The sequence below is a fragment of the Enterobacter cloacae complex sp. 370H10 genome, from assembly GCF_050031535.1.
In the GTDB taxonomy this organism is placed as follows: domain Bacteria; phylum Pseudomonadota; class Gammaproteobacteria; order Enterobacterales; family Enterobacteriaceae; genus Enterobacter; species Enterobacter intestinihominis.
The window spans coordinates 72353-92446 of the sequence record NZ_JBLGWG010000001.1 but is presented as its reverse complement, the minus strand read 5'-3'; the positions used below and the strand labels follow the sequence as shown (position 1 = coordinate 92446).

At 53.4% G+C, this 20094-nt stretch carries 21 protein-coding genes; 6 read left to right on the top strand and 15 right to left on the bottom strand.

The genetic code is table 11. The features are described 5' to 3' along the window. Positions 1–27: 27 nt before the first annotated feature. The 4 genes from uraH (at position 28) to ACQG2Q_RS00445 (ending at position 3713) form a co-directional block, all read left to right on the top strand. Positions 28–438, top strand: coding sequence for a hydroxyisourate hydrolase (gene uraH / locus ACQG2Q_RS00460; RefSeq protein WP_017383647.1), 411 nt, complete (start codon positions 28–30; stop codon positions 436–438). A 102-nt stretch (positions 439–540) separates the two neighbouring features. Beyond that, on the top strand, positions 541–1500 hold the full coding sequence (locus ACQG2Q_RS00455; protein ID WP_022650125.1) for a YbgA family protein: 960 nt from the start codon (positions 541–543) through the stop codon (positions 1498–1500). Between the two features lie 145 nt (positions 1501–1645). After that, on the top strand, positions 1646–2734 hold the full coding sequence (locus ACQG2Q_RS00450; protein WP_023298997.1) for an AAA family ATPase: 1089 nt from the start codon (positions 1646–1648) through the stop codon (positions 2732–2734). 175 nt (positions 2735–2909) lie between these two features. Next, on the top strand, positions 2910–3713 hold the full coding sequence (locus tag ACQG2Q_RS00445; RefSeq protein ID WP_022646593.1) for a DUF4225 domain-containing protein: 804 nt from the start codon (positions 2910–2912) through the stop codon (positions 3711–3713). Here the strand turns inward: ACQG2Q_RS00445 and ACQG2Q_RS00440 are convergent. The 15 genes from ACQG2Q_RS00440 to ACQG2Q_RS00370 all read right to left on the bottom strand — a co-directional run bounded on the left by ACQG2Q_RS00440 (position 3691) and on the right by ACQG2Q_RS00370 (position 18380). After that, a complete protein-coding gene (locus ACQG2Q_RS00440) occupies positions 3691–4020 on the bottom strand; it encodes a hypothetical protein (RefSeq protein ID WP_022646592.1) in 330 nt (109 codons plus the stop codon). The two genes, ACQG2Q_RS00445 and ACQG2Q_RS00440, sit on opposite strands and share 23 nt — an antisense overlap. 123 nt (positions 4021–4143) lie before the next feature. Further along, positions 4144–5130 carry a GlxA family transcriptional regulator gene (locus ACQG2Q_RS00435; protein WP_063148186.1) on the bottom strand — a complete coding sequence of 329 codons (987 nt, stop codon included), beginning with the start codon at positions 5128–5130 and terminating at the stop codon, positions 4144–4146. A 25-nt stretch (positions 5131–5155) separates the two neighbouring features. Continuing rightward, positions 5156–5935, bottom strand: a complete 780-nt coding sequence (locus ACQG2Q_RS00430) for an MBL fold metallo-hydrolase (protein ID WP_063148187.1) — start codon at positions 5933–5935, stop codon at positions 5156–5158. An 89-nt stretch (positions 5936–6024) separates the two neighbouring features. After that, positions 6025–7275, bottom strand: coding sequence for an HlyD family secretion protein (locus ACQG2Q_RS00425; protein WP_023298992.1), 1251 nt, complete (start codon positions 7273–7275; stop codon positions 6025–6027). Between the two features lie 6 nt (positions 7276–7281). Then, positions 7282–8031, bottom strand: a complete 750-nt coding sequence (locus ACQG2Q_RS00420; RefSeq protein ID WP_063849904.1) for a hypothetical protein — start codon at positions 8029–8031, stop codon at positions 7282–7284. Continuing rightward, positions 8028–10124, bottom strand: a complete 2097-nt coding sequence (locus tag ACQG2Q_RS00415) for a peptidase domain-containing ABC transporter (RefSeq protein ID WP_063849902.1) — start codon at positions 10122–10124, stop codon at positions 8028–8030. The genes ACQG2Q_RS00420 and ACQG2Q_RS00415 overlap by 4 nt, the downstream gene beginning before the upstream one ends. Positions 10125–10191: 67 nt before the next feature. Beyond that, the gene (locus tag ACQG2Q_RS00410; RefSeq protein ID WP_001196016.1) at positions 10192–10377 is read right to left on the bottom strand and encodes a hypothetical protein; all 186 of its coding nucleotides are present in this window, start codon (positions 10375–10377) and stop codon (positions 10192–10194) included. 23 nt (positions 10378–10400) lie between these two features. Further along, positions 10401–10595 (bottom strand): hypothetical protein, encoded by a 195-nt coding sequence (locus ACQG2Q_RS00405; protein WP_022646586.1) that lies wholly within the window; start codon positions 10593–10595, stop codon positions 10401–10403. Positions 10596–10668: 73 nt separating this feature from the next. After that, positions 10669–11322: a hypothetical protein gene (locus ACQG2Q_RS00400; RefSeq protein ID WP_063849901.1), complete on the bottom strand. Its 654-nt coding sequence runs from the start codon at positions 11320–11322 to the stop codon at positions 10669–10671. 6 nt (positions 11323–11328) lie between these two features. Continuing rightward, complete coding sequence (locus ACQG2Q_RS00395) at positions 11329–12927, bottom strand: hypothetical protein (protein ID WP_063849900.1); 1599 nt, start codon at positions 12925–12927, stop codon at positions 11329–11331. Next, a complete protein-coding gene (locus tag ACQG2Q_RS00390) occupies positions 12905–15499 on the bottom strand; it encodes a CS1-pili formation C-terminal domain-containing protein (protein ID WP_063849899.1) in 2595 nt (864 codons plus the stop codon). Before ACQG2Q_RS00390 ends, ACQG2Q_RS00395 begins: the two co-directional genes overlap by 23 nt. 6 nt (positions 15500–15505) lie before the next feature. After that, entirely contained in the window at positions 15506–16183 is a 678-nt protein-coding gene (locus ACQG2Q_RS00385) for a hypothetical protein (RefSeq protein ID WP_063849898.1), read from the bottom strand. A 45-nt stretch (positions 16184–16228) separates the two neighbouring features. Continuing rightward, positions 16229–16852 (bottom strand): common pilus major fimbrillin subunit EcpA, encoded by a 624-nt coding sequence (locus ACQG2Q_RS00380; RefSeq protein ID WP_003860995.1) that lies wholly within the window; start codon positions 16850–16852, stop codon positions 16229–16231. A gap of 226 nt (positions 16853–17078) precedes the next feature. Continuing rightward, the gene (locus ACQG2Q_RS00375; protein WP_426759048.1) at positions 17079–17549 is read right to left on the bottom strand and encodes a hypothetical protein; all 471 of its coding nucleotides are present in this window, start codon (positions 17547–17549) and stop codon (positions 17079–17081) included. A gap of 18 nt (positions 17550–17567) precedes the next feature. Continuing rightward, entirely contained in the window at positions 17568–18380 is an 813-nt protein-coding gene (locus ACQG2Q_RS00370; RefSeq protein ID WP_063849897.1) for a winged helix-turn-helix domain-containing protein, read from the bottom strand. Positions 18381–18754: 374 nt separating this feature from the next. On the opposite strand from ACQG2Q_RS00370, the gene ACQG2Q_RS00365 reads away from it, so the two are divergent. After that, the gene (locus ACQG2Q_RS00365) at positions 18755–19339 is read left to right on the top strand and encodes a fimbrial protein (protein WP_022646579.1); all 585 of its coding nucleotides are present in this window, start codon (positions 18755–18757) and stop codon (positions 19337–19339) included. A gap of 52 nt (positions 19340–19391) precedes the next feature. Further along, positions 19392–20084 (top strand): fimbrial biogenesis chaperone, encoded by a 693-nt coding sequence (locus ACQG2Q_RS00360; RefSeq protein WP_063147050.1) that lies wholly within the window; start codon positions 19392–19394, stop codon positions 20082–20084. The last annotated feature ends 10 nt before the right edge of the window (positions 20085–20094 follow it).

Sequence of the window (20094 nt, the reverse complement as noted above, 5' to 3'; positions counted from 1 at the left end):
TCACCGACAACTCAACAGGAAAACACGATGAAAAAGACACTCCCTCTGATGATGCTGGCTACAATGGCTTTCGCCCCTGCCGCATTCAGCGCCCCGGCAGGCACCCTGAGCGTCCACGTTCTGGACCAGCAAACCGGTATGCCGCCAGCGGATGTGGCCGTCACGCTGGAAAAGCAGGAGCAGGACAAGTGGACCCCGATTGCCAGCGGTAAAACCGACCACGACGGGCGCATCAAATCGCTCTATCCGCAGGATCAGGATATGGCGCCAGGCGTGTATAAAGTGACCTTCAAAACCGCAGATTACTTCCACGGCAAAAAGCTGGACTCCTTCTTCCCGGAAGTGCCGGTGCTGTTCACCGTCACCCGCACCAATGAAAAACTGCACATCCCGCTTCTGCTCAGCCAGTACGGTTACTCAACCTACAAGGGCAGCTGATTGCCCTTGATTTTAAAGACGATTAAAAAATAATCCCGTCAATACTTGGACAAATACGCATTGTTGTGTAACTTTTAGATATGAGATCGGGAGGTGCACATCATGACAACAAAACCTGTGCTGGGTATTAGCGGATGTTTGACCGGTTCCGCCGTTCGCTTTGACGGCGGACATAAGCGTATGGGCTTTGTGATGGATGAGCTGGCGCAGTGGGTCGCTTTCCGCCCGGTATGCCCTGAAATGGCTATCGGCCTGCCCACGCCTCGTCCGGCGCTGCGCCTGGTGATGACCACTGGCGGCGAGACAGAAATGCGGTTCAGCAAAGCGCCGCACGATGACGTCACGCAGAAGATGGCCGCATTTACGGCAGATTATCTGCCGAAAATCGGCGATCTGTCAGGGTTTATCGTCTGTGCAAAATCCCCTAGCTGCGGCATGGAGCGCGTGCGGCTGTACGACGAAAACGGCAACCGGGGCCGCAAGGAGGGTGTCGGGCTGTTCACCGCCGCCCTCCTTGAAACTTTCCCCTGGCTGCCCGTCGAAGAAGACGGCCGCCTGCACGATCCGGTACTGCGGGAAAACTTTGTTGAGCGCGTTTTTGCTCTCCACGAACTGAACGTAATGCGTAAAAATGGCCTGACGCGCCGTGCCCTGCTGGACTTTCACAGCCGCTATAAGCTTCAGCTTCTGGCGCACCATCAGGCAGGCTACCGTGAAATTGGTCCGTTTGTGGCATCACTGCATGAGTGGGACGATCTGGACGCGTTTTTCGTGGCTTATCGCGACAAACTGATGACCATCCTGAAAAAACCTGCTTCGCGGAAGAATCACACTAACGTGCTGATGCACATTCAGGGCTATTTCCGTAACCAGCTGAACAGCCGCCAGCGTGGAGAACTGCGTGATGTGATCCTGCATTACCGGGACGGGCTGCTGCCGATCCTCGCGCCGCTGACGCTGCTTAAGCATTATCTGGCTGAATACCCTGACCGGTATCTGATGACGCAAAACTACTTTGATCCCTATCCTGATGATTTGGGTCTGCGTCTGGCCGTTACCTGATAAGAAAGAAGCGAAGGCCCATTGACCCACAGAGGCCCAAAGCTGTACCCCGTTTAGACGACACCCTCACTGTCGTCTTTTTTTTGCGCTCAGCGTAAAATACTGTAATTCTGTACAGGTTAAGCATGCACAGCGGAGTACCCCGATGATCAAAAATCTGCATATTCAGAACTACCGCTCAATTCGCGATATGTCGCTTGAGCTGGAACAGCTCAACATCGTATTCGGCCCCAACGGCACCGGAAAATCCAATATTTATAAAGCGATTTACCTGATGCACAGCGCGGCGCAGGGGCAATTCTCCCAGGCGCTGGCAAACGAGGGGGGGATTTTGAAAGTGTTCTGGGCGGGCAAAACCCGCAGCGACCAGCTGCGGCGCATGAACCTGGCGGTGGAAACGGAAACCTATGAATATGAGCTTCAGGTCGGGTTCGTGGAAAAGCTGCCCTATCCCTCACAGTTTCAGCTCGATCCGGTGATCAAAGAGGAAGCTATCTGGCTGAGCGGCCAGCACCGTCGTCCGTCGTCACAGCTGATGAAGCGTAAGAATCAGGCGGTTTTCCTGAACAACGTGCATCACGAAAAAGTGACCCACAGCGGTACGCTGTATGAGAACGAGTCGGTGTTCGGGCAGCTCGGCGAACCGCACCTCTATCCCGAAGTGTCGCAGATGCGCGAGTCCCTGCGTAACTGGCGCTTTTATCATGAGTTTTCCGTCTCATCCGGCTCGGCGATCCGTGCGCCGCAGGTGGGTTTTCGTTCCCCGGTGCTGGCCAGCGACGGTGCGAACCTGGCCGCCGCGTTTCAGACCATTGTCGAAATTGGCGACGAGCTGCTGCTGATGCGCATTCTCGACCAGGCCTTCCCCGGCTGCGTGTTTTACAGCGACAACACCGGCGGGCGCTTCCGCATGATGATGCAGCGCGAGGGGCTGAGCAGGCCGCTGGAACCGGCAGAGTTCTCCGACGGCACGCTGCGTTTTTTGTGCCTGGCGGTGGCGCTGCTAAGCCCGCGCCCTCCCGCATTTATCGCCCTCAACGAACCGGAAAACAGCCTGCATCCGCAGATGCTGCCCGCTCTGGCAAGCCTCATTGCCGAGGCCAGCCGCTACTCGCAGATCTGGCTCACCAGCCACTCGCCGGAGCTGGCGCAGTTGATTGAGAAGCACCGATCGTTTTCGCTGTATCAGCTGTCGATGGTGGAGGGGGAGACGCGGATGGAGCGGCTGGGGTAATGCATTTCTTTTATGCAGTCACCACTTTCAAGGTCGCCATCAACGACGAAGATGATTTCCGTCGGTATATACCTTCGGCGAATTCTGCGCTCGCGACAGATTATCAAATTTATTGTTGCCAGTTTCTGATGCCAGGATAATCTGTAAACGTTGGTTATCAGATGAGAAAATTAAAATGGATATTGTACTTTTCCCTGGTCAGAACGCCCGCGCATGGGCTGAAACAATGATAAATCTTGAAGCCCGCAAGCTCATCAATACTGCGAATATTGTCGGAGGGCAACATCTCAGCGACGGACTCGCACGGATTAAATTTATGGATGATATTCGGCAGTTTGTGATGCAACAATTTAGTGCTACCCGGGCAGCCAGAAGTGATGAGGAGTGCATGGAATGCCTGAAAAACATCCGGGCTGAGAACGAAAGTCTTCTTGAGCAAAGCAGAATGCTTCGCTCCCGTACAGCTCAGCTTTTTGCTCAGATTGAACTGGTTAAAGAAAATAACAAAGTCGTCGGTTACGTTATCTCATCGATTAAGGTTGTGCTTTCAGGGTTACAGATTGTTGCAGGTGTTGGTGCAATGATGACAATGAATCCAGTGGGTGCGCTTGCAGGAGCGATTCTGGTTATGGATGGTGCAAATGCCATTTCAAAAGAAATTAACAGAACGCTTCAACATCAACCAAACTCCGAAGGTATGCTGGCAGATGGCGTCATGGATATCGCTCAGTTTATGGGATTTAAACGTGAATCAGCACTTGGGGTATTCAATAGCGTAAGCCTGGCAGCAAGCGTCTATACGGTATTTGGCGCCATCCGGAAACCCGAATCATGGCGTCTGTTTCGTTATCTCCCGCTGGATTTCTACCGCAAAGTCGACGGAATGAATCGCGCAGCGCTCACTATGAAAATTGTCGGCTGGGGTGTCTCTGCAAAAGTCTCGTTTGATTTAATTTCTAATGCGTCTGGCCAGAACTAATGTATTTCTTTCTGAAGCGCCAGGCTTTGTAAGCAATGATTGGGGGTTGAAAAAACCAGGCAATAATCAATACGATGAAAAGAGAAATACCGCCGGAAACAATATTGTAATGTTCAGCGAAAAAAAGAAGCGCCAGGAAAATCAGAGCCACAGCCGCAGTAATACACAGTACCATGATGAAACGCTTGCCCAACTCAAGCACCACCTCGAGCAGGGATGAACCATAACGGCTAACGTTTCGGTTCAGATACGCTAATTCCTTTACGGTGAAACCTGATTCAAGTAACTGCGTTTCAATATTGTTCATGCCACTACCTTTTCTTCTGGAAAGTAACGTGGATTATCTTAACCGGAAGAGAAGTGCTTGTAACCCGTCTGATGCATACCCATTACCGCCCGCTTTAAAGGCAAAGAAGTCGCCCACGTCTTTTTATTCCATCTCGCCAGCATTATTTTTCGCTGCAAACGGCTTAACGCGAAACGTCTTACGCCACTCCGCCGGACTGACGCCAAAGCGCGCCTTAAATTGCTGCCGATACGTCACCGCTGATAAAAACCCCACCTGCTCAGCGACGCTTTCGATTGGCAGACTGCCGGACTCCAGCAGGATCTGGCTGCGCCGCAGGCGCTCGGCGGTAAGCCAGTCGGCAACGCTCATGCCCGTCGCCTTGATAAAATGGCGGGTCAGCGTGCGTCGGCTCATCGACACCACGTCCGCCAGCGAATCCAGGTTATGCGGCTCGGAAATGTGCTGCTGAAGGTAGTCTATGAGACAGTTAATCCGCCCGTCGCGGGTATCTTTCGGCACAGGCTGCGCAATAAACTGCGCCTGCCCGCCCTCGCGGTGCGGCGGGACGATCATCCGGCGGGCAATCTGATTGGCGACGACGCTGCCAAAGCGCTGGCGGATGATATACAAACAGCAGTCGAGCGCGGCGGCGGTACCTGCCGAGGTGATCACATTGCCGTCGTCCACGTAGAGCGCGTTGATGTCCAGTCGAACGTCCGGAAACAGCGTCTGAAACTGGTGTTCAAACTCCCAGTGGGTGGCGGCCCGTTTGCCGCTGAGTATGCCGGCATAGCCCAGCACAAACGATCCCAGACACAGCCCAACAATTTCCGCCCCGTTGTCTCTGGCCTGAATCAGGCTGTCGAGCAGTGTCTGAGGCGGGCGCTCCAGTACGTGCTGCCAGTAGGGTACAACCACAATTTCAGCCGATGCGATCGCGGAAAAATCCTGCGTCGCATGCAGGGCAAAACCGTCTTTCGAGGTCAGGAATCCCGGTTTTTCAGCGCAGATCGTGACGTTAAAGCGCTTTTCCCCGGATACCGTATCGCCAAACAGAATGCAGGGGACGGAGTAGTGGAACGGGCTAAACCCGTCCACCGCGACAATAGCAACGTTAACAAGCGGCATCTGTCTCTCCTTTCCCCTTTAACACTCAGAATATAACGGTTTCGCCGTCCTGAGGAATGCTCACCGCGTCACTTATCTCGTTGGCGTCAACATACTCGCGCAGCGCGCGGCGGGTCAGCAGGCAGTGGTTGATAGCTTCCATATGGGTCGCCACGATTTTCGCCTGCGGCAACAGGAAATGCACGTTAAGCAGATCTTCTTCCCCCATGATAATTGGCCCAAACCCGATGACGTGGGCGTAACCAGCGTTGAGCACGACAACGTCCGGTTGATGCTTTTGTAGATCGGCCGCAACCGCGTCGCGCCAGATGGTATCCCCTGCGATATAAAGCGTCTTCTCATCGGGATGACGGAAGACCACGCCGCAGGCTTCACCCAGACGCTCTGCCAGCTCCGGCACGGCGTAAGCGCGGTCAGTGCCGTGCTGGCCGCCATAAGTTTTCGCAATCCGGATATCGCCGAACGTCGTTTCGTCGGTCATGACCGTCAGGTTGTGAAAGCCTTGTCCGCGCAGCAGCGCGGCATCGCTATCATTTTGCACGTAGATCGGCTTGTCTTTGGCGATCAGCTCAACGGCATACTGATCCCAGTGATCGTCATGGGTATGGGTGACGATCACCGCATCGGTGTCCAGCAGCGTTTGAACGTCAACGGGAAGCTCGACCATCGGGTTGCGAATATCGGCCCGCGCGGTGCCGGGAAAACCCGGATAAGCACCTTTTGGCGCCAGCATTGGGTCGATTAAAAAGCGTTTTCCCGCGTAAGTGATCAGCTGGGTGGCATTGCGAATTTGCGTAATGTTCATGGGCTATCCTCCGGTTGGTATGAGAAGGAGAATAGCCCCAGGGTGCCGTTAAGAATGTGGGCTAAAGGGCGATGATCGATGAAATCGGGTCAATCGATAAACCGCTTGCGCACCCTTTCCAGCGGCGCAATCAGCAGATTGATAAGCGGTTTACGATCGATAACGATATCGGCGTTCACCGTCATCCCGCCCATCAGCATGCGCTTTTTCTTGTCCGGGTCGGTAAACCAGGAGGGGACGCGCACTTTAGCCAGGTAGTAGTTCTGCCCTTCCTGGAGCGGGATCAGCGCCGAATGGGCATCAATGTTTACCTCATAGAAATCGGACAGCGTCGCCTCCACGGAACCGTATTTGTCCACGGGCCAGGAGTCGAAGCGCAGCTTGACCTTATCGCCTTTCGCCACGCGCCCCACCCCCGTTGCCGGAACATACAGGTACCCCTCCATCGTCGCCGCGGTATTTTTACGAATCACCACCACCACCTCGCTGTTTTGCGTAATGGCCCGGCCTGGCGGGAAGTTAATCGCCACCACGTAGCCATCTGAAGGGGCCAGCATCGCCATGGTGGAACTCCCCCGGCTGGACAGGTTGCGATCAATTTCGCTGATGCGGTTTTTCACGTACAGCTGCTCTTCGCTCAGCGAGTCAATTTGCGACTGGGTGCTGTCGGTCAGGCTGGTTTTGCGCGCCTCAAGCTCAAGAATAGTGCTCTCCTCAAGCGTCAGGTTGAGCTGGGCGTTGAGCACATCGTTATGGCTTTTATCGAGATCCACTTTGGAGACATAGCCCTTCCCGGAGACGGATTTCCACGCCTCGTAGGTGTCGGTGCTGTTTTTTAACAGCGCGCGCAGCTTCTTCACCTTATCGCGGGAAACGGCGATCTGCTTGTCAGTGAGAGCCAGCTGCTGTGCCAGATTTTTGCGATACGACGCAATCGAGTCCTCAATGGCCTGGATGCGCTGCTCGCTGCGCTTTTTCTCCGCTTCCATCTGCTGGCGGTCAAACTGCACCACCGAGCCCTGCTTGCCGCCATAGTCCTGCGACACGGTGAACAGCGGATCGTTTTCCTTCACGTACTGGCCGGGCCGGACGGCAAAATCAACAAGGGTTCCGGACTCTCTGGCGCGCACCTCCACATCGCCCTGCGCCGGGATCAGCACCCCGCGTGCCAGCGTGGTTTCCGAAAAGTTGAAAGCAATCGCAAAGACCAGCAGGCAGAGAAAAAAGGCGATGAACAGCGTCAGCACGGTTTTCAGCCGCGGCGCGTTGATTTGATAGCTTTTTGAGAAGTGGTGCGGGATTAGCGCCCGACGCTGTCGGCTTCGGTTTTTTAATTTCACGATATGTCATCCATGATAAATCACTGAAAGATCGTCCCATCCACTCCAGAGCGTGGGGGTTTTGCGCAGCGCGTTCAGCGTGTCGGCGGCGGCCAGACGGTAATCCTCTGGCGCATACGCCTGGCTCTCCTGCCCAAACTCTGCCGCGTGCAGCGAACAGACCGGCAGCAGCGTTCGGACGCTGTAGCCATAACGGGATAAAAACCGCGTGGAGACGTCCGTTAACCACGCCTTGCGATCGCCTGCCTGAATTGGGAACAGCGGCGCATCCGGCAGGCGTTCATCCATCAGCAGCACCGTCACCAGGCGCTGAGGGGCGAAAAACGAGCCGGCGCGCCGTCCGTCGTGTGTGGCCATCAGCTTGTGCAGCGCAGGGTGACGGGTAATAAACTGAAAGCGCACATCATCTGGCGCGGTGGCGAGCAACGCATCCATAATCAGGCCAAAGCCCGCCCAGCGCATGCCCAGAAGCAGGGTGCGAGGCGAACTGTAAAACCCCTGATCCTGCGTCCACTGCGCCACGTACGCATGCAGATCGAAGCGAACGTTGCGCGCCCACAGCGCGGGCGGGAAAATCTGTTCCACGAAGTTAAACCCGCTCAGCTCATGGGCGTTCTGATGCAGAAAATCAGCCGGCACATCGGCCTCCGGGCAGGGCATAAACTGGCTGTAGTTTTGCGCAATCCGGTTTGCCATTAAGGTGCGTCCGGCCTGGCGCGCGCAGAGTCGGGCATAGAGACGCGGCAGAAACATCATTGCTCACTCTCCCGCAGGGTGCCGTTTTCCATGGTATAGAGACGCCCCTGACAGCCCACCACGTCCGGCGAGTGGGTAACAAATACCAGGCCAATCCCCAGGCTACGCAGGTTCGCCAGCACCTTTTGCGCGGTGGTCTTATCCAGGTTCGCCGTCACTTCGTCGCAGAGCAGTAGCTTAGGCTGGCTGTACAGGGCGCGCGCCAGGACCAGACGCTGCATCTCCCCGGCCGAGAAAAAGGTGTTCCCCGGCAGCATCTCCGTTTCGTAACCGTGCGGCAGACGGGCGACGACGTGGTCCACTTCCGCCAGCCGACACGCGGCGATGACCTGCTCTTTATCCGGCGCGCTGTCAAAGCAGGCGATGTTGTCCAGAATCGAGCCGGTGAAGAGAATATCGTCTGCATGAACAATGCGGATGTGCTGGCGCAGCGAGGAAAGATCGCACTCTTCAATGGGGATCTTATTGATCCGCAGCGTGCCAGACGATGACAGCAACATGCCGGAGATCAGACGCAGCAGCGTGGTTTTTCCCGACCCGCTCTGACCCACAATCACCGCCTCTTCGCCCTGCTTCAGGGTCATGTTGATATGCTGTAGCGTGGCCTCCCGGCCTGGATAAGCAAATGAGACATCCTCAAATTGCAGACAGACCGGCGAGGTGACAATCCGCTTCCCAAACTGGCTGGTTTCAGAGGGGGCAAACAGCAGGTCGCCCACGCGATCCAGCGGCCCCTTAAGGGCATTTTTGTCCAGCAGCTTCTGCGCCACCTGCACCATGGCATCGGAAAAATAGCGCTTATAGCTGATATAGGCGTACAGCATCCCGATGCTCATCTGCCCTTCCAGGATCAGCCACGCGCCAAAGCAGACCACCAGCAGCTGCTCGGCATTGATCACCAGCAGCGAAGCCACGTCAAAGCGGGCCAGCAGCCGCTCTTTACGCATCAGCCCGGCGATGTGTTCGCGCTGGGATTTGTCCATCACCGCATCCCGGGCCTGCTCCATATTGTTCGCCTTGAGCGTAATGATCCCTTTCTGTGTCTCTACCAGCAGAGATTCATACTGGGCGGTACGCTCGATGGAGTCATCCACCGCGCGTTGATAGGGGCCGATCAGCGAAAAGCGGATCAGGAAAAACACGCCCATCAGCAGCATCGTCAGCAGCGCAATTTTGACGTTATACAGCAGCATAAACAGCAGGCTGGTGACGGCGATCAGGCTGGAAAAGAGAATTTGCACGTAACCATTGCTGATGAACTCCGCGCAGGCGTGGAGCGATTTTTCAATAGCCAGCACGATGCCCGGCGGGCGCGAGCGGAACCAGCTGGTCTGGGTGCGCAGCATGTAGTGGCGCACGGACTGGCTTAAATCGTCATAGGCAATGTTACGCATCAGGATCTCAAGCAGCTGCTTGAGGAATTTACCGATGACTTCAAAGATAAAGACGATAGCGAAGATCGCGGTGAGCAGGATCACCAGATCGCTGTCGCTGCGGGAAATGGCCTCATCCATAATCAGCTGCACGTAGGTGGGGCTCGCCAGCATGGTGATGAGAGTAAAAATACAGAGCACAAACAGCAGCAGCTGCCGCTGGAACAGGCTCGGAGATTTATTGGCTAACCGGCCAAGCGTGAGCTTTTCATCCGGGGATTTCTTTTCGAAACACGGCGTGGGCTTAAGCTCAAGCACATAGCCGGAAAACAGTTTTTCCGCCTCTTTCAGGCGGTAACGACGCACGCCGCTGGCCGGGTCGTGAACGGTCACGCTGCGGCTGTCGATCTTCACGATGACCACGAAATGGTTGCCGCGCCAGAAGGCGATGAGCGGCAGCTCAGACGTTTCTATTTCAGTGATTTCGCCTTTAAGCACCCGGCCAGACATATTTTTATCGCTGGCAAGGGTCAACAATTCCGCCATTGAGGTTCCCGCATCGGCGGAAACGGAAATCTCCCGGCGCAGCTGGCTGACGGAGACATGGTGGTCATAGTGCCCCAACACCATCGCCAGGCAGGCCAGTCCACATTCGGTAAATTCATGCTGGCGAATAACAGGGGTCTTACCCTGTTTTTTATACTGAAGGAGCGAAAACATAATGATCCGTGGCTGAAATAAAAAAATGGCCCGGCAATGCGGGCCATGCGTACAACGTGCTTCTCGCTTAGGCGCTGAAGAAACCGCCGATGAAGCCGCCCACCAGGCCGAATACGCCACCGATGGTGCCGCCCAGCGCGCCTAACATCTGGCTGCCCGCGTTATAGCCCGCGCTTGCGCCCTGAATAGCGGCAGCAAACGGATCCCAACCACCGATGATGGCCTGTGCTTTTTTGAAATCGATAACTTGCATGATACTTTTCCTGTAAACGTGAATTAGTTGTAGCTACCAACCAGCGCGCCCAGGAAGCCCATTGCGCCACCCAGAACTCCGCCAACCACACCGCCAACCATGCCCATGATGCTAGCGCCAGTGTCGTAACCCAGCTGTGCACCTTTAACCAGACCAGCGAACGGGTTTAACGCGCCGCCAATAATGTCTTTCGCTTCTACGAATGAAATCGCTTTCATTTTTATCTCCTGTAGTGATGGATCTTTAGCATGATGCTAAAGGCTAATTTCCTTTTATGAAGGAAAGCGGTTGCTACGGGCAGGTGGTCAGCGGAATGATTTTATTGCCATAAATAATCATTCGCCTTGCAGCCTGCCCGGCATTATCTATTTCCAGCCGTTGCCCTGGAGGAATATATTTTGAATTATTGTATTGCGTACTGCACCCGACCGAGGAAACATATTTAAAATAGGTATTCCCGGTATTACTCACCACCCCGTTGCTAAACGCATAATCAAAATGTCGTGTCCATGGACGGACAATCAAAATAGCCTCAAGCGAGACCACCACATCCGACTGGATGCGCTGGCCTTTGCGCGTGATGACCTTTGCCTGGAGCGGCGTCTCGGTGAATTTTACGCGATAGTATCGCTCTTTGTTGTCATGCGGGCCGGTATAGTAAAATTTAAAACCCGCGCGCTCACCGCTCCCCAGCGTTAATTGCTTAGGCGAATACATGACTTCGCCGTCTTTTATTTCGGTTTCTTTTCCCTTCTCTTTTGGAACGTCTACCTGAATAAGCGAAACGGTATAATTCTGACGTTCGCTGGTATCGTTTTTTATCGGCTGAAAAACAACTTCTCTTTCGGGAAGAAAATCAATATTCAGACTTTCGATAATTAAAGCATTTGCCCCTGTGGAAATGAAGCAATTTATTGCAAAAATAACCAGGAATTTTCCAGTCATGATTGATTAATTCCAGGATGCGCTAACATCTATTCTTCCCTGCGCGGTCACTTCGCCAAACCAGCTATTTCCGTCATAGGTGGTCTTCGATACCGGATTATCCATAACGAACTGGAGGATCAGCGGTGTTTTCCAGAGCCACATATCGGTCACGCCGGAACTCATTTTGTCCCACTCTTCCGCATGGGTGGCTGGCGCCGGGATCGACAGTACCTCGCCTTTACAGTTATGCGCCATGCGCGTCTGGCTTTTCCCCACCAGCACGTTGCCCGGAATGGGAACCGTAAAGCCGTTGCCGCTGAAGGCGCAGTAGTCCACCCCATTCAGGCTTTGAGTAGGCCCGGTGACTTTTATCGTGACCGCAATCGCCGCATCTTTTTGCGCCCCGCTGTAGGTGATGGTGTAGGGGATCTCAATGGGCGTTTCGCCGATGGCGCCTTTCCCGGAGCCGCCCAGACCGTCAGGATCGAGGGCGTAATCCGGGTTGTCGGGCGTAATCTCCAGCCCCGGCTGAATAGGGTTAATCACCAGGCCGCCCCCCGGCTGGAAGCAGAAATCCGCCGCCAGCGAGCTGTTGCCGGGCGTCAGGCACAGGCTGACGATATTGCCAATGCTGCTGCCGTCCCCCGCCTGCGCCACGCTCAGAATTAACGCTTTCGGCAAAAATATTTTAAGGTACGCTTTGCCGCCGTTTTTCTGCGGCGCCGCGAGGAAGGTGTTTGCCAGGACACGCGTATCACTCAGGATACCGCCGGAGATACTGTACCAGGTGTTTTCATCGAAGGTCAGCTCGGCGGCAAGCCCGGTGCCGCCGTTCATGTGCGATTGCAGCACGCTGTTGACGCGGGAAGAGGTGAGCGCCAGCCCCCCGTTGTAACCGGAGATATCTTCCCCAACAAACGTGTATTCAAGCAGGTCGCACAGCACGCCAGAGATCGTGTTGCGGGTGTATTTGGTGCAGGTGGCCCCTGTTGATCCATCGACAATCGTCACCTCGCCGCTGATCGGGTCAATCCCCAGGTTGAGCGCCCTGGAGTTGGTCATGGTCAGCGTGCCCACCTTGTGAAGCGTATTGGTGGTGGTCACTTTGTTGATAGAGCTGATTTGCGGCGTGGAGGTGATGGTCACTTCATCCCCTGGCGCGGCGTTGAGCAGATAGTTAAAGAACGGATCGCCCAGGACCCAGCGCCCGTATGACGTGCCGGGCTCCATCACCGGCGGCTTGACCACCATCGACGTATCGGTATAGCGGGTCGTCGGGGTGTACCCCGTGTTGCCGCAGGACGAGGAACACGCCGTCCCTTTAAAGAACGGAGAGGCGCTGGAACCGGTCACCGAAAAGTCGATGGTCAGCGCGCTGCCTGCCGGACCGCTGTAGCTGTTGTCCGGGATGTAAGTGGCGATACCGTTATTCGTTTTCGCGCTCAGCGTCGGCCACTCACGCGAACCGTGTAAAAACGCGGTCGAGGTGCTGTTCAGACTAAACAGCCCCGCGCTGTTTCCCGTACCGTTATTGTCCGGATTATTAATGGCGAAATAGGGCAGCTCCTGCGCATGGGCCACCGCGCTCATCAGCAGCAAATTAAGAGCGAATATCTTTTTCATCGTCACGTTCCTGCGTTCCTTTTGCTTCCTGCCAGACGAAATCGCCTTTGTCGCAGGAGATGTCCCCGAGCCACAGCGCACCGCGGTTAGACTCAATGTCCAGGCGCACTTCGCAGACGCTGTCGTCCGGCGTGGCGATACTCAGGACAGGGTTGTTCTTATCAACGTCGATCACGAAGCGTCCGTCGTTCTCCGTCCGGGTCAGCCCAACGTGGTTTTTGATCTGCGTGGCGCCAATCGGATTGCCGTTTGCATCCACAAGGCGGCCAAACAGGGTGACGATTTTCTTCACCTGAGGCTTCATCACCACGGTATTGCCCGGATAAACCGTGATATGGCGACGCGCATTCGCGCCAATCTCATAGCTTTCCGTACCGGTTTCACTGTTCATCACTTCCAGGTCATAAGCCTGGTATGCCGGCAGCGACAGCCAGGTTTTATCCCCTTTGATGCGTTCTGCCCGGCCGTTAAGCTTCAGGGTCAGCGCTTCATCAGATTTGAGACCGGTACTGACAATCACCCCTGCGCTTTCGGTGCCTTTCCCGGCGGCGATGGCCTCTTTGGACCAGCCCACGCTGCCGTCACTGGTCAGCGTGGAGTTCCATCCTTTACTCATGCCGCTCTGGACGCTGAGGATGTTGCTGTTCCACGGCGTGTCGAAGTTCACGCTGCCGCCGCCGCTTACGCTGCGATCCTGGCGGCTGTTAAAGGCTTTCGAGACGTTGGCGGTGGCCGATTTCAGGTAATCGCCTTCAAACTGGCGGCTGGCGCTGACGTTCAGCGCCGTGCCGGTATCGCGATTGTGGGAAACGCCAACCGACACGGTATTGCCGAGCGGTATGGCGAAATCGAGCATCACGTAACGATCTTTCTCTTCGTAATACCCGTCGTATTTGTTGCGCGACATCCCCACCCGCAGGCGCGCCGTACCGTAGCGACCGGCGTATAACCCCTGGGAGTAGTCCAGCTGATAGCGTTTATAGCGATAGAGGTCGTCCTCCTGACGCATCAGGCTCAGGTTGCCCGCTGAGGGCAGGCCGAACGACGGCAGGCTAAAGGAGGCGCCCCAGGTGTTGCCCTTGCTCTCATAGATATCGAGGAACTTGCCGCTGGAGAGCTGTTCATGGGAGTACCAGACCGAACCGATCTGCCACGGCAGGCTGAGATTCGCGCCGTAGTTGGCGCGGTACGTTCCGTCGGAGGCGGCCATGGTCTGGGTATTCACCGAGAAATAGCCCGTCAGGTTCAGGGAGGCCCACAGCTCGCTGACGATGTGTTCCCGCATCATGTAGGTGGAGGCGTTCCAGTCGACCATCCCGCTGCGCTTGCTGAACGAGGCCCCCACCAGCGACATGGTGTCTTTATGTTTGGTGTCGTAATCGTAGTAGTAGGTGTTGTCCTGCTCGTTTTTGTGTTTCGCGTATTTTTTATAATTGACGACGGATTTATCGCGGCTATACATCCCGCCCCACATCTGCCAGCGCAGTGTTTCCGACACGTTGCTGGAGAACGGCTTATTCACGGTGTACATGCTGCGCGATACGGTGCGGCTTCCGCTCACCACTTCGACTTCGACGCTGTAGATCCCGTAGGGCAGGCTGCTGGTGTCAATTTCGTGATTACCCACATCAAAGCGCTGAATACCAATAAGCTGCCCGTCCCGACGAATACGGGCCTCGCCCGCCGTGGGGAAATAGACCACCACAGGCGTCAGAGAGAGCGTGTTATCGCGCTTACGGGAGTTGGCCTGGTTGCCCATGGAAACGCCGTAGACTTCACCGCCGGAAATCCCGCTGACGCTCGCCAGAGACTGCATCGCCCAGCCGTTCAGCATGCCCGCGGCGTAGCGCATCCCCTGATAGTCGCGCTCCCACATAACCGCATTCATCTGGGTATCGCTGCTGCTCTCGTTGACGTAGCCAGAGCCGTCGATCAGCACATGATCAACGCCCATTGAGATCCAGTTTCTTGCGTTCAGATAGCCCGACGACCAGCTGTCACCGTAGCCGCTCTCGGTGTGATACGCCCCGAGGTTGTAGGAGAACGTGCCGCTCAGGTCGTCAGACTCCGGCGCATCAATGTCCACCTCACGCGGGCGAATATTCACCCCGTAGTCGCTCTGCGACAGATTCAGCAACAGGCGCATTTTTTTCTGATCCAGCTCGAACGCGGACCCCGTACTTACCGGAATGCGCATCTGGTCATCAAACTGCTTGTCGTTAATGCTCTGCAATAACGTTCTCATCTCTTTTGACAGACGAATGCCGTTATCAGACTCCTGGACCTGAACGTCCCTCAGCCCCAGCTTCAGATCTTTTGCAAAGAGCGTCACGTCACCGATACGAACATATTCGCTCGCCGTGCCTTCGTGGTTCCCTTGTTGTGCTGAGTGTGGACGCGTATTCACCAGATAGACGGGAATTTTGATCCCCTGCTCCAGCAGTGCATAAAGCGAGTCGGGAAAACGGTAATTAGCGATAACCACGGAGCTTGAGGCTGCATGCGCAAGCGCGGGCAGCGTGCCGGATGCGCAAGCCATCATCACCGGCAACACTAATTTATTTTTCACCATGCATCCTTACTTAACAGGTATGAACTGTTTCAGGTCCCATATTCCGAGATGAAAATGGTTATCCGTCACGTTGATATCCTCGATAGCGCGCGAGGTATCCGGCATCAGGTAGAAGTTTTTGGTACACGGCGTAGTCGGTGATTCCGGATTCGGCTTCAGGCAGGTTCCGGTCGCATTGACGCGAAAAGCGGTGTTCCCTTTATTGGTTATTTTTCCCGCCACATAGACGAAGTCGATCTTCTTATCACGGGGCTGAACCACCAGAATGGTGCTCACCACCGCGCGCGTCATCCCGGTACCGTTTTTTGGTGAACCGCTGTCCACCTCTTCGCTCACCCCTTCATCCGTGAAGGTAATGCGGTAGTAACGCTCTTTGTTATCGGCGTTCCCGTGATAGTAAAATTTGACAATATTGCTGGTACCGGCGGGCATTACAATGCGCGTGGGCGTCAGCAACAGTTCGTCCACTTTCTCCGGATTAATGACGATCCCTTCATCCATTGGGCTGCTGATCCGCTGTGCGCGAACAGAAACAATACGCACGCTGTCTGCTTCGTTTTTTATTTCCTTGGCGGTGGAGTCAGCATCCGCAGGAATAATGGTGGTGACTTTTCCCACATTAATGGCCAGCGCGGAGGAAGAGATAAATAATAAAAATAAGAAGGCGGATTTGAGGTTAAACATGCTATTTCCCTAAACAGGGGCTTGCGCCCCTGGATCGATCAGGCCTTAGCCCCAGGTTGCGCGGAACGCAACAGATACGGTCCCTTCCCACAGGCTGTTGGTCAGGTCTTTGAACTCTTTCGCAGTACCCGCGTTGTCCTGAGCGGAGTCAACGTAGAAGACGAATTTGTCCTGGCCGGTAATTTCGGTATCTGCCGCCGCGCCTGCGCTGGTGGTCAGGTTCCACAGGCCAGAAGAGACGCCGGTGTTAGAAGAAGAATCAACCAGCGTGGTCCATGCGGTTGATTTCGCCCCCACGGTGCCACCGATAGAGCCCAGGTCGTTACCGCCCCAACGCGCACCCACTTTCAGCTTGGTCGCTTCACCGCCCACGCTGAACAGCGTGTTGTTTGAATCGTCGAGGATAGCTTCGAGTTTGAAGCTGGTCGCCGTAGAGTGATCGCCACGGATAGCCACATCAAACAGACCGGTATCGGTGTTGAAAGATTTGGTATTGGCGCTGTAAACGAAGTTCAAAGCACGCGTTGGCGTAACAACCAGGTCGGATTCGCTGTCTTTGGTCGCGGTTGCCTGCCAGGTGGCAGAAGCCGTCGTTTCTGCTGCATTAACTGCGCTCAGGGCAGAAACAGACAGCAGGGAGCCCAGAACGATAGCGTTCAGTTTGTTCATTTATTTAGTCCTTCAAAAAAGAATCCACGTGTATAAAAAGGGGAGCCCCTTTTTCGAGGCGGAGTATAGACAGCCGCAAAATAACGAGGCAATACAGAAAAATTCACTCGCCGGAGAATAACAATAAAAATATAAATAAATTTCTCGTATCTTATTGTTACGTATTGAGTAAATCACTCAATTTCCCGGCAATAGATAAATATCGATTTTTCAATAAAGAGAAATATCAGGAAGTCGGAACAGCCACACACATCATTACAGGCAAAACCAGCCCCTTAATTAACCAGGCGTGCGGTTTAACGCGGGTAATATAGAAGAAGTTGATATTATCAAGTAACATTTCGTTTACAACGCCATCCGGTGCCGCATCATCTTCAGATTTATTCAGCTTTTTATCCTTAATATAAAAGATATTGCTTCCGTCGACTTTTTCCACGCTGAGCGTGTAATTTCTGTCAATCAGGTAGCTTTTGCCCTCTTTCTTGAGTACGCCTTTATAAATAACCGTCACAACATCTTTGTTGTTAAACAGGAAAAGCGTGGTTAGCGACATATCGGTTAACTCACCCGTGGAATAGGTTTTCCAGGAAATGGTATCTGACTGGCAGCCAAACCCCTCATCCTGCGTTCTGGTAAAATAGATCCACAACAACGCGATGGCAGACAGCGCCAGTACGATACTGAACAGTACACTCATTTTAGTCCTTGACATATTTTAACTCCCGGTCAGGCTTCTGTAAGAAATGCAGTTCTTATAATCGTCGATACTGTCCTGCTGATAACAGATGGCCAGGAAATAATTTTCTATCTGCGACTTTTTAAACCTGGAATAGTAAGCATCTGCAACCTGGTGTTGACAGTCGATATGTTGACTGGCAATGACCTCTTTTACGTGATTAAAGTAGTGCTGTCGCGGCTGATACATATTCTTATCGATCAGGTATACCGTACACCGGTCTACTTTACCGAGCAGATGCATATCAGAATCTTTCAGGCTCTCGGCATAGGAATCCCTTTGGTGCAACAGTAAAACAGCGGTGCCGATAACGGTAATCAGTAATAACGTGCAAAGAGAAATAAAGAGTCTGTGCAGCGATATTAATTGTTTAGGCGGATCGGCATCTTTCTTATGCGCTAGCGTATCGAATGCTTCAGAGGCAGATTGCTCACTAAGCGTTGAAACGACCGGCGGCCTGACCGTGTGATGTTCAATATGCGCGGCAAGGCTAAATCCCTTGCCACGTATCGTTTTTATCAGTAAAGGATCGCATCCTAAAGTACGAAATGCTTTTCTGATTTCACTTATGGCAACATTCAGACTCACCGAAGAACCAGAGAAACCATGATCCTCCCAGACCTTCTTTATCAGGTCGTCTCTGTCGAGAGTTTTACCATTATTGATGATAAGTTCATAAAGCAGACGACCCGACTGGTTAGATAACTTAATGGATGACTCTTCCTCTCCATTAATCATGATCATACCGGTGTCGACTTCATAAAGCATTGTAAGATCAATGAGATACTTCATATTATTATTACGCCATTGTTAAAATTATGTGCATTTGCCAGGCAATAATAAGTCTAAAGTTTGTGTGGTCAAGTCGCGTGATATTAATTGAGAGATGAATTCATAAAGCTTCATTAATTAACAATTATTAAATCATTAATAAAAATATTCGAACTAACGCATTTAGGTTAAAACATTAAAAAAAACTAACTCGCAAGATTATAATCTTAAACTTTAGAAGTTGTTGGAATAATGTTTTGTTATGTACTTTTTTAGTGCAACATAATATCGTCAAAGCATTCTCCCGAGTCGCCATGCGTCTAGCCGGTACATCAGGGACATGTGTAGCCGATTAACATTCATTTTAAATAACACAAATCTTCATGGAGTTTATCATGTTCAAATCGATCATGACCGTATCACTGCTGGCCGCCGCTATTGCTTCTACCAGCGCAGTTGCCGCAGACAATTCGGCGGGTGGTATCATTAACTTTACCGGCGCTATTACCGATACAACCTGTACCATTAACGGCGGTAAAAGCGCGGACTTTACCGTTGCGCTTTCCCCTATTTCGGTAAAAGATGCAGGCACCACGGTTGGCCTGATCACTAAGAATAAAAAATCTATTGCGCTGACGTTCTCAGGTTGTTCACCAGCAGCCGGAACAACCGGTACCCCGCTGAAAGTGTATTTCTCCAGCGCGGATAATATTTCCACTGACGGTAAATACCTGCTGAACAACAGCGTGAATGAAAGCGATGCCAGTGTGGCACGTAATGTCGGTTTTGCGTTAGTGGAGCCAGGTTCGTCTACGCCAATTACCCTGAACCAGCCTTACACTACGGATATTATGGGTACAGCGACCGCGCCAGATTCCGAGACGCTGACGCTGGATGTTTATTACTATAAAACGAACGCCGCTGCCGCCACCGTGGGCGAGTTAAGCTCCAACGTAACGTATACCATTTCCTACCTGTAATAATGATTATACAGGCTCTGTTTTCGCAGAGCCTGTATTTAAGGTTGCAATCATGCGCAAGGCAATTTTGCTGGCAGGCTTACTGCTAAGCACCGGTCACTCATGGGCCAATATTGTCATTAATGGCACCCGTGTCCTTTATCCTGAAAATAACAAAGAGGTGATCGTCCAGTTAATGAATACGGGCGATGCGCCCGCTCTGGTGCAATCCTGGATAGATGACGGTGATATTAATTCCACGCCGGAAACAGCCAATGTGCCGTTTCTGCTGTCGCCGCCGGTGATAAAAGTTAACGAACATAATGGCCAACAGCTTCGTATTAAAAAGCTGCCGTCCAGCTTGCCTGCGGATCGCGAATCCGTCTTTTTCCTGAATGTCCTCGACATTCCGCCCAGACCTGAAAATCTGCAAAATCAGAATACCGTTCAGCTGGCGATTAAATCCCGTATCAAACTTTTTTACCGGCCCGCTGCGCTGAAAGGCACGCTGGATGACGCGGTGGCGAAACTGACGCTCGCCGCCGAAGGCGATCGCTTTCGCATTACAAATAACAGTCCGTTCCATATTACGGTCGCCAATATTTCGCTGGGTAAAACGAAATTGCTCCAGGAGTCCCCGATGGTTTCCCCGTTTGGGCAGCTGACGGTCGCCGCAAAAAATACGGTTAATCGCGGACAGACCTTCCAGCTGATGTATGTGGACGATCTTGGCGCGTATAAAACCCGGACTTTCACCAGTCAGTGATCGGAAAGAC